Origin of the sequence: Frigoriflavimonas asaccharolytica (assembly GCF_013294015.1) — a bacterium.
Taxonomy (GTDB): Bacteria; Bacteroidota; Bacteroidia; order Flavobacteriales; family Weeksellaceae; genus Frigoriflavimonas; species Frigoriflavimonas asaccharolytica.
The window spans coordinates 72852-87682 of the sequence record NZ_JABSNO010000010.1 but is presented as its reverse complement, the minus strand read 5'-3'; the positions used below and the strand labels follow the sequence as shown (position 1 = coordinate 87682).

12 protein-coding genes are annotated in these 14831 nt (G+C 34.9%); 1 reads left to right on the top strand and 11 read right to left on the bottom strand.

Annotated elements, in window-relative coordinates:
* Positions 1 to 4: 4 nt before the first annotated feature.
* Entirely contained in the window at positions 5 to 2020 is a 2016-nt protein-coding gene (locus tag HNQ03_RS08365) for a M3 family metallopeptidase (RefSeq protein ID WP_173779216.1), read from the bottom strand.
* 97 nt (positions 2021 to 2117) lie between these two features.
* Between HNQ03_RS08365 and HNQ03_RS08360 the strand changes: the two genes are divergently transcribed.
* A complete protein-coding gene (locus HNQ03_RS08360; RefSeq protein ID WP_173779215.1) occupies positions 2118 to 2567 on the top strand; it encodes a hypothetical protein in 450 nt (149 codons plus the stop codon).
* A gap of 101 nt (positions 2568 to 2668) precedes the next feature.
* Here HNQ03_RS08360 and HNQ03_RS08355 read toward each other — a convergent pair whose 3' ends face one another.
* From HNQ03_RS08355 to HNQ03_RS08310, 10 genes are all read right to left on the bottom strand, one after another.
* Entirely contained in the window at positions 2669 to 3886 is a 1218-nt protein-coding gene (locus tag HNQ03_RS08355; RefSeq protein ID WP_173779214.1) for a T9SS type A sorting domain-containing protein, read from the bottom strand.
* Between the two features lie 19 nt (positions 3887 to 3905).
* Positions 3906 to 4814: a polysaccharide lyase family 7 protein gene (locus HNQ03_RS08350; RefSeq protein WP_173779213.1), complete on the bottom strand. Its 909-nt coding sequence runs from the start codon at positions 4812 to 4814 to the stop codon at positions 3906 to 3908.
* A gap of 244 nt (positions 4815 to 5058) precedes the next feature.
* Positions 5059 to 5823, bottom strand: coding sequence for an SDR family NAD(P)-dependent oxidoreductase (locus HNQ03_RS08345; RefSeq protein WP_173779212.1), 765 nt, complete (start codon positions 5821 to 5823; stop codon positions 5059 to 5061).
* Between the two features lie 28 nt (positions 5824 to 5851).
* Positions 5852 to 7150 (bottom strand): MFS transporter, encoded by a 1299-nt coding sequence (locus tag HNQ03_RS08340; protein ID WP_173779211.1) that lies wholly within the window; start codon positions 7148 to 7150, stop codon positions 5852 to 5854.
* 85 nt (positions 7151 to 7235) lie between these two features.
* Positions 7236 to 7940, bottom strand: coding sequence for a FadR/GntR family transcriptional regulator (locus HNQ03_RS08335; protein ID WP_173779210.1), 705 nt, complete (start codon positions 7938 to 7940; stop codon positions 7236 to 7238).
* Positions 7941 to 8058: 118 nt separating this feature from the next.
* Positions 8059 to 8724 (bottom strand): beta/alpha barrel domain-containing protein, encoded by a 666-nt coding sequence (locus HNQ03_RS08330; RefSeq protein WP_173779209.1) that lies wholly within the window; start codon positions 8722 to 8724, stop codon positions 8059 to 8061.
* A complete protein-coding gene (locus HNQ03_RS08325; protein ID WP_173779208.1) occupies positions 8724 to 9173 on the bottom strand; it encodes a YhcH/YjgK/YiaL family protein in 450 nt (149 codons plus the stop codon). Before HNQ03_RS08325 ends, HNQ03_RS08330 begins: the two co-directional genes overlap by 1 nt.
* A 78-nt stretch (positions 9174 to 9251) precedes the next feature.
* A complete protein-coding gene (locus HNQ03_RS08320; RefSeq protein ID WP_173779207.1) occupies positions 9252 to 10295 on the bottom strand; it encodes a sugar kinase in 1044 nt (347 codons plus the stop codon).
* An 82-nt stretch (positions 10296 to 10377) separates the two neighbouring features.
* The gene (locus HNQ03_RS08315; protein WP_173779206.1) at positions 10378 to 11748 is read right to left on the bottom strand and encodes a RagB/SusD family nutrient uptake outer membrane protein; all 1371 of its coding nucleotides are present in this window, start codon (positions 11746 to 11748) and stop codon (positions 10378 to 10380) included.
* Between the two features lie 10 nt (positions 11749 to 11758).
* Entirely contained in the window at positions 11759 to 14767 is a 3009-nt protein-coding gene (locus tag HNQ03_RS08310; RefSeq protein ID WP_173779205.1) for a SusC/RagA family TonB-linked outer membrane protein, read from the bottom strand.
* Positions 14768 to 14831: the final 64 nt, after the last annotated feature.

Sequence of the window (14831 nt, the reverse complement as noted above, 5' to 3'; positions counted from 1 at the left end):
CATATTAACCAAAAGCTCGCTTCAACAAACTTTCTACATTTGGTTCACTTCCACGGAAATTTTTGTATAAATCCATCGGGTTTTTGCTTCCACCAGATTCTAACAGAACTTTATATTTATCGGCGATTTCTTTATCAAAAATGCCATTTTCTTTAAAATATTGAAAAGCGTCTGCATCCAAAACTTCTGCCCATTTGTAAGAGTAATATCCTGCTGAATATCCACCTGCAAAGATGTGAGAAAAACTTGGGCTTATAGCAGTTTCGGGGTTTACAGGATAAAGTTGCATCTCTTTTAATGTCTCATCTTCAAATATTTTGATGCTTTTTTCACCAACAAATTCGCTGTGGTATTTCATGTCTAATGTAGCCAAACCAACTTGTCTCAAAGTTTGATAGCCTTCCATAAAACTTTTGCTTGCAGAAATTTTTTCTATCTTTTCATCAGATAAAATTTCGCCAGTTTCGAAATGTTTGGCGAATGTTTTTAGAAATTCTGGTTCGTAGCAATAATTTTCCAAAAATTGGGAAGGCAATTCTACAAAATCCCATTTCACAGATGTTCCAGAAAGAGTTGGATAAACCGTATTTGCCAAAACACCATGAAGAGCATGGCCAAACTCATGGAAAAGCGTAGTAACTTCTTGAAATGTGAGCAAACTTGGTGCATCTTTTGTGGGTTTAGAAAAATTGCAAACTACACTGATGTGTGGTCTTTTTTCTACTCCATTTTTTTTGTATTGATTTTGATAACTCGTCATCCAAGCACCTGCACGCTTACCTTTTCTTGGGAAATAATCTACATACAGTAAGGATTTGAAGTTGCCATTTTCAAAAATTTCGTAGGTTTTCACTTCGTTATTATAGGTATCTATTTCTGTATTTTCTTTAAAATCTAAATGAAACAATTTTTTTGCTAAACTAAAAACGGCTTCTTGCACTTTCTCTAGTTGAAAATATGGTTTTAATTCTTCATCATTGAGGTCGAATTTTTGTTTGCGCAATTTTTCTGCGTAGAAAGCATGATCATAAGTTTGCATTTCTGATATACCGTCTTTTTCTGCTAATTTTTTTAATTCTAAAATTTCTTGCTCTGCAAAAGGTTTTGCTTTCTGACTTAGTTCTTTTAAAAATTCAAAAACTTTGGCAGAATTTTGTGCCATTCTCTCTTCCAATACGTAGGTTGCGTAATTTTGATAACCAAGAAGTTCTGCTTTTTTCTGTTTTAAGGCTATTAATTCTTTAACTAAATTCTGGTTATCAAATTCTCCGCCATCAAAGGATTTTCTGCCATTCGCTAAAGCTAATTCTGATCTCAATTTTCTATTTTCGGCATAGGTAACTGCGGGCAAATAACTTGGGTAATCTAGTGTGATTACATAACCTTCTAAATTACGTTCTTCTGCATCTGCTTTATATTGTGAAAGGATAGCTTCTGGAATTCCTGCGAGCTCATTTTTATCTAAAATATTTTTGAAATAAGCATTTGTTGAGGCTAAAACGTTTTGTCCAAATTGTAATGATTTTAGAGAGAGATTTGCATCTATTTCTTCCAGTGTTTTTTTGTCCTCGTTATTTAGCAATGCGCCACTTCTCACAAATCCTTTGTAGGTTTCGTTTAGCAACGTTTGTTGCTCTTCCGTTAAATTTAGTTGTGTTTTACCATCAAACACATTTTTAATTCTTAAAAATAGTTTTTCGTTTTGAGAAATTTTGCTGGAAAAGGCAGAAAGTAAGGGCGAAATTTCTTGCGCTATTTTTTGCAATTCGTCGTTGGTTTCTGCAGAGTTTAAATTAAAAAATAAATGTGAAACGATATCTAATTTTTCACCAGAGAAGGCCAATGCTTCTATTGTATTTTCAAAGATTGGTTCTTCTATATTTTGCGCAATTTTTTCTATTTCTTTTTCAGATTCATCAATTAATTGTGTAAATGCTGGTAAGAAATGTTCTTCTTTGATAGCAGAAAATGGTGCAGAATCGTGAAGATTTGAAAAAGTTTCTAAAAGTGGATTATTCATTGATGATTTTTATATTATTGAATGAAGTTTTATCTTAATTACAAAATTACTCAATTTGATTAAAAAAATAATTTTATATTTAATAAAAATTTATAAAATGCTGTTGAAAGACTATTCAAAAAACAACATAAGGTCTTATGTAATTGATATAATTAAAGCCAAAGTGAAAAAACTAGAATTTTATAGAAACTTTACGTTGGAAGCTAGTAGAGATATAAAAAAAGCACCAAAATATGATTCTTTTCGGGAAGAAATACAAGAAGAAATTTATCAATTGGATAAGCAAATGTTTACGCTTAAAAATATGCAAAGCAAAATGCAAAAAGTTTTGCTATCAAAAACAAACATTATTCAGCTGGGATCTTTAGTCATTACAAACAAAGCGAGATTTTACATTTCTGTATCTCTCGGAGAGTTTTTTTTTGAGGATGATCGTTTTTATGCAATATCAGAAGAAAGTCCGATGGCTAATATAATGATGGGCAAAGTAATTGGCAATAAGTTTGAACTTAATAACATAAGCCAAGAAATATTGTATGTTTTCTGAAAATTATTAGGTAAAATATTACAAAAAACTCGGTCTCATAAAAAGCATTAAAGGCTAAAATTTAAAATTTTAGCCTTTAATTTATTAAAAATGATTTTTTATTATTCTACAATTAACTTTTTGCTAGACTCAGTTTTGTCCGAAAGAATTTTCACCACATAATAGCCTTTTTCCAAAGAACTAATATCTACACGGTTAGATTTAGGATTTGAAATGCTTTTTACGATTCTGCCTTCAGCATTGTAGATTGCAATTTCGTTGATGGATTTTTTACTTTCCAAGATAAAATATTCTCTTGCTGGATTTGGATAAATAGATAATACGCTGGCATTTTTTACATCCGAAACGCCCAAAACTGAAGGAACTGTAGTAGAACCGGAGGTTACTTTTAAATTGTCTAAATAAATACCATTTGTGCCGCTATAGTTGTAATAAAGCATCATATTGGTAGTTGCTAAATTTGTATAGGTTGTATTTACAACACTCGCAGGTGTGGAAGCGATATATGCATTTGCGGTGGAAGATTGAGGATCTGGTAAACTTGTGACCAAATCTTGTCTTACATTCATTTCCCAAGTATTTGTGGATGGAGTATAGGATAAAATAATTGAGCATCCATTTGTGCTCGCAGTAATATTATCCACAGAAAGTAAAGGCGTGAAAGAAGCTTGAGAATTAAGTCCACCTGTGAAAGATCCAAAAGTGTACGCATTGGTAGTGCCACTTCCGCCAGAGTATATTATTGCATATCCGCTTCCGGTGGTCGTGATGTCTCCACCAGCCGCTAAATTTGTAGCGACGATAAAACCTATGGACGTTGCAGTACTACTTGCAGCAGTAAGCGCGGGAGTAAATGCGGTAGTAAGTTGCGGCAATTGTGAAGATCTATTTGTGCGCAATGCGAAAGACCATGTCAATTTTTCTGCATTAGAACTTAAAACTCCAGAAAACGGAACAGGAACAGCAACTGTGGCTGTAGCTCTTGTTGCTGCACCTGCAGTAACAGAAGAAGTACCTTGTAAGCTTAAATTGGTGGTATAACTAGAATTACCTGCGGTATAAATTGCATTTAAGCCGGATGTTCCGTTGCCAGAATCTAATTTCCACAAGGAAGTATTAACACCAGTATACGTTGCAACCGCAGATATAGCCGTAGATGTAGTGCCTGCTGCTCCAGAAAAACCCTGATTTTGACTTGGTGATGCAGGCGGATCTGGTAGACCAGCTTTATCAAAATTATCGGAAAATAAAGTTGTTTGTCCGAAAGCTGCTGATGTAGCAAATGCATACGCAGCAATAAATAGTAATTTTGTTTTCATTTTTTATAATTTTTTTTAGTTAATGAGTTACGTTAAGTTTAAAATATTTTACGGTAGCTTTTGCTGTCGGTTCTGTAGTTATTAAATAATTTCCCGCTTTAAAATAGTTTTCGAATGGCCATTTTGCTAAACTTGTGTCTTGGAAAGTATGGGAATTGGTGCCATTAACAGTCACAATTAGTTTTCCGGCACTTGCTACAATTTTTAAATCAAAAGGATTATAGCCAACTGTTCCAAAATCGTAAGAAATATCTGTCCAGATGGAGCTAGAGCTGCTGTATAAATCTATTCCCGTTGTGTTGGAATTTACTAGTGTTTTTTTGTAGGCTATGATTTTGCCGTCTATCCAAAATATTTTTAATAATGGAGGAGCACTATTTGACGTAAAACCATACGTAGTCATATCCGACTGAGAGATAATACCATGTATCTGCATTACAATTGCTCTATGGTATGTATTACTAGATCCAGAACTAGCATTTTCTGGCGTGATGGAAACCATTTTTAAATTGCCTTCAATGGTTCCACCTTGGTTTAGCGTCCAGTTTATTTTTGAATTTGTAGGGTTGATCATCTCTCGCAATTCGGATCTAGAATAATCACTATTAGCTGTAGAAATATTTGGATAAGCATAAAAAACGATAGATTTATCGCTGGTATCATCATACATAAATGGCTGTAGAGCTGCAATATTTCTATATCCACCGTTTTGTATTTGCGCTGCAGAAAATTCGTCTGGGCTGCCGTTATTATCCATATCCAAAGGTGTTGTTACTTTCCAATTGGCAAGATTAATATTTGCAAAACCAGTTGCAGGAATTTCTGGTGTAGCAATTGGAACTTGCGTTGCAGAAACAATTTCTTCAGTTGCTCTTCCGCAATTTTGTACCAAAATACATACAAAAATAATTTTAAAAATAAATTTCATCGTTTTACTGCATTTGAAATATTAAACAAGTCAAATGTAAAACAAAATATTTGGTTTACCAAATTGGTTTACCAATAAACTTATCTTTTATTTAAAATATTATAAGTATGCCTTTGAAATTAGTATGTAAATCAGTTTTTAATTGATTTTATGTTAATGTAGATATAATCTGCTTTCCTATTTTTGAGAAAAAAAAATCATCAAAACAATAGTTTTGATGATTTAAAATATATTTTAGGATTTCTTAGATACCCAAAGCTTGTCCACCTCCAATTTGAATCGTTTCGGCAGTTAAAAAAGAAGAATCATTACCTGCTAAGAAAGATACTACATTCGCTACTTCGTTTGGTTCTCCCAATCTACCAAGCATAATGCTATCTTTCCAAGAAGCGAAAACTTCTGGTTTTGTAGCTTTTATTTGCGCATGAAAAGGAGTATCTATCGTTCCTGGGGAAACCGCATTTACACGAATTCCATATTCAGCTAAATCTTTAGCCATTGCTCTTGTTATTGCTTGTACACCAGCTTTTGAAGTTGCATAAACTCCAGCTCCTGGACCACCTCCGTTCCAAGTTGCGTTGGATGTATAATTGATAATGGTAGCATTTTCTCCTTTTTTCAAGTAAGGAATTGCTGCTCTAGAAATAAAGAAAGTAGAATCAAGATTTAATGCCATTACATTTCTGTAAAATTCTGTAGTCATTTCTTCAAATCTCATTCTTCCACCAAGTCCACCTGCATTGTTTACAACAACATCTATTTTACCATATTTCTCTCCAATTTTATTGATGTTTGAATTTACCGCTTCTTCATTGGTTACGTCAAAACCGTAATATTCTGCAGTTATCCCTTCATTTTGTAATGCTGCTACTTTTTCTGCTCCTGCTGCATCATCTATTCCATTTAAAATTACGGTGTAACCATCTTTCCCTAATCTTTGGCAAACCGCAAAGCCGATTCCGCCTGTTGCGCCTGTTACTACTGCTACTTTTCCGTTTGAATTACTCATATTTATCTAATTTAATATTTAATTTTAATTAATTTCTTGTTACTGGTTCTACTTTAGGAACCAAAATCCAAATGCTTGCTAATGTTACTACTGCCAAACCTGCTCCTATAGCAAATGCTGGAGTATAATTTCCACCACTTGTGAGCCATGGAACTAAATAGGTGAGTCCTGCAGCACTTAATTTTGCTGCCATTCCTGAATATCCAGATAATGATCCTACCGTTTTTCCGCTAAATAAATCACTTGTTAATGTTTGAATATTACCAATTGCAGTTTGAAAACCGAATAAAATAACTGCCATAATCATTACTGCGGAAGTTGGTCCGCCAGGATTAAGCATTGCTATCAAAGCAGGTAGCATTATTAAACAGCCGATGGTAATAATCGTTTTTCTTGTTTTGGTAATATTCCAGCCAGCTTTTAGTCTGTTTTGCGCGAATAATCCGCCGAACCAAGCTCCCAACATTGCTCCTGCATAAGGAACCCAACCATAAAGCCCGATAGATTTTACATCCATTCCATAAACTTCATTCAAATAAATTGGAATCCAGAAAACAAACAGCCACCAAATTGGATCTATTGCCGCAGATGCTAGAATTACTCCCCAACTTTGTTTGTGGCTAAGCAATTCTTTTGTATTAGGATTATACTCTTGATCTTTGTCTCCATCACCGTCAAAGTCTTCATTTCTTTGTCCTGTCAGTATATATTCTCTCTCTTTATCGGTAATCCATGGGTGTTTTTCGGGTGGTGCTTTTACCAAAATCCACCAAGGAACTAACCATAGCAAACCCGCTGCACCTATCAATACGAATATCATTTTCCAATCGAAATAGACGGTCAGATATGCAATCAATGGAATAGAAATAATACCACCAATTGCTGCTCCCGAGTTAAAAATTCCTTGTGCGAGTGCTCGTTCTTTTGTGGGAAACCATTCTGCATTTCCCTTTGTTGCTCCAGGCCAGTTTCCAGCTTCTGCAACTCCCAATATTGCACGAAAAATACCAAAACTTAATACACCTTGTGCAAAAGCGTGCAATGCTGTAGCTACAGACCAAACACCTATAGACAATACAAAACCTAATCTGGTGCCTATCCAATCAAATATTTTTCCGAAAATTGCTTGTCCGATCGCGTATGAAAATACAAATATTATAGAAATAATTGCATATATGGATTTTGTTTCATCTGCAGAATGATCTGGATAAAGTTCTTTGGCTATTTCTGGCCATAGTACACTTAAAGAGGTACGATCTATATAATTAATAATTGTTGCAATAGCTATTAAAGTAACTACCCACCAACGTAAACCTGTTAATTTCATGTTTTAATATTTTATTTAATCGCTAAAAATCTTTAAATATTAATGAAATTACGGGTGCAAATTCAAATCAATTTGTTTAAAAATTCTAGCCTTTTTTGTAGCAAAAATCATAAAGAATTCTAAAGTGATCCTTCATCATTTGTTTTGCTAGTTGTGTATCCTGATTTTTTATTGCTTCAAAAATGGATTTATGTTCTGCTATCACTGCAATTTTTTGCCCTTGATCGCAGAGATGAAATTCATTAAAATAAGCAATGATTTCTGGCGTAATGGTGAGCATAAATGTATTTAAAGTGCTATTTCCGCTTGCTTTTGCAATTGCTAAATGGAAGAGCAAATCTTCTTGTACTGCATCTTCACCTGCCAAAACTTTTTTTGTATATGCGCTTAATGCTGTTTGTAATTTCTCTAAATCTTCGTCTGTTCTGCGCAATGCAGCTAATCTTACAGTTTTTAATTCTAAAAGAATTCTGGTTTCTACTAGAGATTTAAAATCTGGTTCTTCTAATCGCAAAATATCATCAATCATCCCATTGATGGCAATCGCGCCAATATCTGCAACAAAAGTTCCGCTTTGTGCTATAGATTTTAAAATACCATAGAATTCCAACTTATGTATCGCATCTCTCACGTTGCTCCTAGAGACATCAAATTTATCTGATAGCATTCTTTCGGAAGGTAATTTATCGCCTGGTTCTAGATTTTTAAAATTAATTAATTCTCTTATTTTGGCAATAATCTCTTTCTGCGTGATATGGTTTTCTTTTTTTTGTACTAAATCTACATTCATTTTTCAATCAATTATTGGTTTACCAAATTGGTTGCGTAAAATTAACAATTTCTAATTGAAACTTTATTTAAATTATGCTAATGTTTATTAACATTAATTAAAATAAATAATTCAGGAGTTATTTACCTTTAATTTCGGCTATTACTTCTAAAACTTTTTTTGTTTCGGCCTCCATAGTAGTATAATCTTTTGCCTCCATCAATGCTTTGCTAATCAGTTTGCTGCCCATTCCTACTGCAGATACTCCAGCTTTGTACCAGCCAGATATATTTTCTATAGTCGTATCTACTCCGCCAGTTGGCATGAAAAGAAGATTCGGGAAAATATCTTTTATTCCGCTCAAAAAATCTGGTCCAAGCATATTGCCAGGAAATAATTTGATGAAACTAACCCCTGCATTTTCTGCGGCGATAATTTCAGTTGGTGTCATACAACCTGGACTGTAAAATATATCTTTTGGAATTAAAAATGTTGCAACTTCTGGCACAAATCCTGGACTGATGAAAAAATCTGCTTTCGCATCCAAAAATTGTTGAGCGTGCTCCATATTCTTGATGGTACCGATACCTAGCAATAAATCTGGCATTTCTGCATCGCGAATTTCTACCATTTTTTTGAAGTTAGAAAGTGCTGCAGCACCACGATTGGTATATTCTACGGCGCGGATTCCTGCTTTGTAAATACTTTTTAGAATTTCTATGGTTACTTCTTCACTCGGGTTGAAATAGAGTGGAAGCATCCCTTGGTTTACGATAGCTTCGGAAACTTTTTTTATATTGTTCATTATATTTTTACTTTAAATACTAATTTTTTTATTGCGCCTTCTCCTATCATTGGTGCATGCACGTCTTCTGGATAAAATATTACAAATTGACCATCCGTCAATTGAAAAAACATATCTGGTGAATCTTTGAAAAATTGTACATCTTTTTCTGAATTATAGTCTTCTTTTGGGTTTGTGCATTTTTCTTTTGGTTTCCAGCCAATGGTTTCTGTACCATTTACACAAACTTGTATGTCTATATTTTGTTGATGACATTCAAATTTTTCCAAGCTTGTTTCTGTTGTTTTTCCGTTTCCGTTGCTTACGATTAATTTTAAACCTTCCGCGATTTCATGCTTTCCATCTTCTAGGTTTTGCAAATCTTTGCCTTGTAGAAAATTGAATGCAGTTGCAAATAACGGATGTAAACTTATATATTTATCTGCGTTTTGTATTGAATCTATGATCATAAATTAATTATTATTGATAGATGATTAATGATAAATGATCTACTAAATCAATCATCACTAATCAATTATCGTTTATTTCTATCTCGCAACTCTACCAGAAGCGTCTCCACCCATTAATTTATTCACCTCATCTACAGTAACTAAGTTGGCATCACCTTTTATGGTGTGTTTCAAGCAAGACGCTGCAACGGCGAAATCTAAGGCGTTTTGATCGTTGTCTGGATAGGTTAAAAGTCCATAGATAAGACCTCCCATGAAGGAATCTCCACCACCAACTCTGTCTACGATGTCTGTAATTTGATATTGACGCGTTTGCAACATTTCGTTTCCATCGTATAAAACTCCTGCCCATGTGTTGTGGGAAGCAGAAATAGAACCACGTAAAGTTGTAATTACCTTTTTAGCTTTCGGAAATTTTGCCATCATTTGTTGGCAAACATTTAAGAATGCTTCTGCTTTTACATCATGACCGTGAGTTTGAACAGCTGCGCCATCTGGTTTGATACCGAAATGCATTTCTGCGTCTTCTTCATTACCAAGAATTACATCGCAATGGGAAGTAAGTTCCGTCATAATTGCTTCTCTATCGCCTCCGTATTTCCATAATTTTGCGCGATAATTTAAGTCGGTAGAAATGGTAATTCCTAATTTACTTGCTGCTTTCACGGCTTCTAGACAAACGTCTGCGGAACTTTGAGAAATTGCTGGTGTGATACCTGTCCAGTGGAACCATTCTACACCTTCGAAGACTTTTTCCCAATCGATCATTCCGGATTGAATTTCAGACATGGCTGAATGTGCTCTATCATAAACTACTTTACTGCCACGGCTAACGGCACCAGTTTCTAGAAAATAAATCCCTAAACGATCTCCTCCCCAAACTATTTTGTCTACACCAACGCCGCGTTTGCGCATTTCCATCATGGCACATTCGCCGATGTCATTTTTTGGTAAACGGGTTACAAAATCTACAGGTATTCCATAATTGGCTAAGGAAACAGCAACATTGGATTCTCCACCACCATAAACGACATCGAAATTATCGGCTTGTGAAAATCTTAAAAATCCTTGTGGTGCTAATCTTAACATTATCTCTCCAAATGTTACTACTTTTTTTGACATGAATCTCTTTTTAAGTTATTATATTTTATTTTGCCAAAACCTCTTTATATTTATGAGGTTTTGGTGAATTTATTTGTTTGATTTAATATCCGGGATTTTGCGTTATCACATTAAAACTTGCGGATATTTCTGAACTTGGTATAGGGAATAAGTAATAATTATTACTAAAACTTGGTGTTGGTATTGCCGTAGAAGCCAATGCTGCCTGCGTTGCACCTGGTGTTACTTTGTTGTATCGTAGCAAATCAAACCATCTTTGCCCTTCAAAAGCCAACTCTAATCTTCTATCATTTGCGATTGCAGCTCTTAATGCTACTTGTGTAGCAGCAGTGGTATTTGCTAAACCTGCTCTGGTTCTAATTTTATTTAATTCTACTAAGGCTAAAGTTCTTGCAGCAGCATTATCTGCTTCTTCATTTAGCGCTTCTGCATATAGTAGAATAACATCTGCTAATCTTAGCTCTATCCAATCTGCATTTGCGCCTGCGGTGCCATATTTATTAGATTTTGTAGGTGTTGCTACTTTGATGACTACAGCTTTTCTTACATCTGCAGATCCACTTGCGGCAAATGCTGCGGTTAATGAACCATCAATGGGATTGAGTGATTTTGTATTGGCACCAGAAAACCAAGACCAAAAATCTGAACCTGAATATTCGTCTGATATTGAAGATGATAATTGAGTTGCAAATAATGTTTCGGCATTATTATCTACCGTGAAAATAGTTGCATAGCTTGCACCAGCAATTAGATTGAAACCTGCAGCACTTGCGCCACTTACGACAGTGCTTAATTCCGTTTTTGCAAGTGTGATATCTCCTGGGTTTGCCCGCGTCATATATACTTTGCCCAATAAACCTTGTGCTGCATATTTTGTAGCTCTACCGGTGGTAGATTTTGTAGCTCCCAAGGTAGTTTTTGCATCTATTAAATCTGAGATGATGAGTGCATATACATCTGCTACAGATCTTCTTGCCAAAATAGACGTATCTGATGTGCTTGGCGCATCCGATAAATTGATGGTAACTGGCCCAAAAACTTGTACTAATTTGAAATAAGCTAATGCTCTTAAAAATTTCGCTTCGGCTTTTTGAGATGCGTTCGTTGATTTTGTAATAACAATGTTGGCGCTCAAAATAGATTTGTACAATCCTGAATAGAACGGACGGAAAAATTCTGCATCTTGAGTTATTATCGCACCATTACTAAATGCATCAAAATCTGAGTAGGGTGCCTCGAACATATAAGCATTGTCTGCTCTGAAATCTCCCATTACCGCCATTGGCGTTACAGCAGTTGCTTGATAGTAATATGCAGCATTCAACACGTTTGTGAAATCTGTGAGAGACTCTGATTGAGGATTAACGGATGGTATTTGATTCAAATCTGAAGAGCATGCTGTAGTAAAAAGCATTGCGCCCATCATTAAATATGTAAATTTTATTTTATTCATTTTGATCAATTTAAAAGTTAAGATTTAATCCGAAAGTAAAACTTCTTACGATTGGGCTAGCTCCATTTTGAACTCCATAAGTAACAGGTCCTAAATAGGCTTGCGTGCTATCTTCTGTATATACACCTTCTGGATTGTAGGAGGTGTAATTTTTGCCCCATAAGTATAATAAATTGCTGGAAGCGGCATAAATTCTAACGGAACTTAAACCAATTCTATTGATTAAATCTCTATCTAGTGTATAGCCAATCGTTAAATTACGGACTGATACAAAAGAAGCATCTTGCAAGAAAGCATCTAGAGGATTGTTTGCATCAATAATATTTGTACCAGCATGTGCTCCTACGTCTGCAATACCATCTCCATTGGTATCCAATGAATTGATGACACCACCCAATCTTGTTGTCATACCAAATTGTGATTGGTAATAGATAGGATCCACATTCCAAACTTTTGCACCGTGGGAACCTTGCAATTGAAAAGATAAATCAAAATTTTTGTATTTAAAATTTTGAGACAATCCCCAGTAGAAATCTGGAGCATTGGTTCCTAATTTTACTAAATCTCCACCTTCTGCAACAGTTTTTGTAATGTCTATTTTACCATCTCCGTTTTGGTCTTTTGCATAGTAACCAGAACTATTTAAGCCAAGAGCTAGAGTAGGGTCTTTTATGTATTTATCTTCTATTATACCTACAGTTTCTATTCCCCATATTTCGCCGATCTGGCCTCCTACATAGTTTCTAAAAACTGGTGCTCTTCCGCTTACTCCATATCTGGTATCAGCAATTTTGTCTAGACCACCTAAGCTCAGAATTTCTGTATTTACGGTAGATAAATTTGCGCTAATATCCCAAGAAAAGTCTTTCTTATTGATTGCATTTGCAGATAATTCAAATTCTAAACCTGTGCTTCTAACAACTCCAGAGTTTTTGCTTAAAGTAGCGGTACCTAAAACTTCAGATACTGGTTGTTTAATTAAAATATCTTTAATATCTGAAGTATAGTAATCTACACCTAATTTTATTCTATTGGTGAAAAATCCGGTGTCTATACCATAATTTGTTTCTGTGTTGGTTTGCCACGTCAAATCTGGGTTTGCAACATTAGCAGGAATCAAATATCCTGTTCCTAGAGCAGTTGGATTTAATGTTAAAACACTAAGAGCATCATAGGCTCCTAGAAATGAGGTAGTTCCTAAAGATCCTTTGCTAAATCTTAATTTTAATAAACTTAAAGTTTCTGTCTCTGGGAAAAATGCTTCTTTATATACATTCCAGCCTAAAGAAATTGCAGGGAAATTTGCATATTTTTTATTAACTCCAAAGCGAGAATCGCCATCTCTTCTAATGGACGCAGAAAGTAAATAACGATCATCATAAGCGTAATTTACTCTACCAAACACACTTTTTCTTGTGATGGTTTGGTCTATATTAGCAGTAGTAATATCTGCAGGTGCTAATAAATTGTAATTAATAATATTAATGTATGGCACATTTGTACCTTGTAAAACGATACCTTTAAAATAAGTGTTTTGCAGTTCTATACCAGCTACAGCTGCTACATCATGCTTTCCGAAAGTTTTTGCGTAGCTTAAGGTTGTTTCTCCTAAAACGGAATATTTTTTCAGGTAAGAATTATTTAATCTTGTTTGATTGGTACGGTATTGAGAATCTGCCGCTAAACCTTTCCAGTAGTAGTTTTGAGTATCGTTTAAATCTCCACCAACAACAGTTTTTAAATTCAAACCATCTAAAATATTATATTGGAGATAAGAATTAAAATTAGCGTAATATGTTTTTTCTGATCTTCTTGTATTGTTAAATTTGCTAGCAGGACCAGCATCTCCAGTACCACCAATACCATTTCCGTTTGTTCTTCCGTAGTGCCAATCTTGGACTTCCATTCCAGGAGTTAGCGTGCTGATTGAATTATTAAATCTAGGATCACTTGCTGGTCTTCCGTTATCAAATGGCAGCAAACCTAGAGCCAATGCTTGAGTTTCCATGCTTTTGATGTAAGCGATTGATTCTTCTGTATGGTAAATTGGACTGATGCTGTATGCTCTTAGCAAATCCCTCATGTCTGTACCCAAAATATCTCTATCCGAAGTGAAACCATTGAAAGTAAAACCTGCGGTAAATTTATCTCCTAATTTGGCATCAATATTCATACGGGCATTTAATTTCTCAAAACCTTGGGAATTTACGATGCCTTCTAAATTTTGGTAACCTAAAGAGGCAAAAAATTTCACATCTTTAGAACCTCCAGCAACGCTAAAATCGTGGCTGGTATCACTTCCTGTTTGGAATAAGAAATCCTCCATATTTACAACGCCAGGAGCATTTTTGAAATAATTCAATCTATAATTTGCTCTAGCCAATTCAATAGGAGTTAGTCTAGATAAATCATAATTTCCATCTGCAATACCTTTTTCTAAATGCTCACCCCATTCGTTAGCATTCATGTTGATGCGCTCAGATTTGTATTTTTCTGAGAAACTTGTATATGTATTGTAACTGAACCTTGTTTTACCAGATTTACCTTTTTTGGTGGTAACCAAAACAACTCCGTTTGCACCTCTAGAACCATAGATTGCAGCCGAAGCAGCATCTTTTAACACCTCCAAACTTTCTATATCATTTGGATTTACCGTTGCTAAATTTCCGGATATTGGAAAACCATCAACAACAATGAGCGGATCCGAGTTTCCAGAGATAGAAGCTGCTGCTCTTATTTGGATTTTTGGAGAAGCACCTGGTTCACCGCTTTGATTTTGGATTCGTACACCAGATAATTTTCCGGCCAAAGCATCATCTACTCGAGCTGCTTGGATAGAGGCAATATCTTTCCCGTTAATCTTCGCAACAGAACCAGTTAGGTGAGATTTTTTTCTGCTACCATAACCTATCAATACTACTTCTTCAATTTGTTTTTCCTTTATAGAATCGGATTTCTTTTCCTGAGCGCTCAACATTATCGTGGATAATGCTAATACTGTTAGCGAGATTTTTTTCATAATTTTTTCAAAAAAATTTCATGGTTAGTTTAATTGGTAAACCAAACTGATTAACCAAATTGGT

Excerpts from the sequence above, each read along its gene's own strand:
- HNQ03_RS08360 (WP_173779215.1), top strand. The coding sequence starts at position 2,118 with ATGCTGTTGAAAGACTATTCAAAAAACAACATAAGGTCTTATGTAATT.
- HNQ03_RS08335 (WP_173779210.1), bottom strand. The coding sequence starts at position 7,940 with ATGAATGTAGATTTAGTACAAAAAAAAGAAAACCATATCACGCAGAAA.
- HNQ03_RS08325 (WP_173779208.1), bottom strand. The coding sequence starts at position 9,173 with ATGATCATAGATTCAATACAAAACGCAGATAAATATATAAGTTTACAT.
- HNQ03_RS08310 (WP_173779205.1), bottom strand. The coding sequence starts at position 14,767 with ATGAAAAAAATCTCGCTAACAGTATTAGCATTATCCACGATAATGTTG.
- HNQ03_RS08350 (WP_173779213.1), bottom strand. The coding sequence starts at position 4,814 with ATGAAATTTATTTTTAAAATTATTTTTGTATGTATTTTGGTACAAAAT.
- HNQ03_RS08340 (WP_173779211.1), bottom strand. The coding sequence starts at position 7,150 with ATGAAATTAACAGGTTTACGTTGGTGGGTAGTTACTTTAATAGCTATT.
- HNQ03_RS08315 (WP_173779206.1), bottom strand. The coding sequence starts at position 11,748 with ATGAATAAAATAAAATTTACATATTTAATGATGGGCGCAATGCTTTTT.
- HNQ03_RS08355 (WP_173779214.1), bottom strand. The coding sequence starts at position 3,886 with ATGAAAACAAAATTACTATTTATTGCTGCGTATGCATTTGCTACATCA.
- HNQ03_RS08320 (WP_173779207.1), bottom strand. The coding sequence starts at position 10,295 with ATGTCAAAAAAAGTAGTAACATTTGGAGAGATAATGTTAAGATTAGCA.
- HNQ03_RS08330 (WP_173779209.1), bottom strand. The coding sequence starts at position 8,724 with ATGAACAATATAAAAAAAGTTTCCGAAGCTATCGTAAACCAAGGGATG.
- HNQ03_RS08345 (WP_173779212.1), bottom strand. The coding sequence starts at position 5,823 with ATGAGTAATTCAAACGGAAAAGTAGCAGTAGTAACAGGCGCAACAGGC.
- HNQ03_RS08365 (WP_173779216.1), bottom strand. The coding sequence starts at position 2,020 with ATGAATAATCCACTTTTAGAAACTTTTTCAAATCTTCACGATTCTGCA.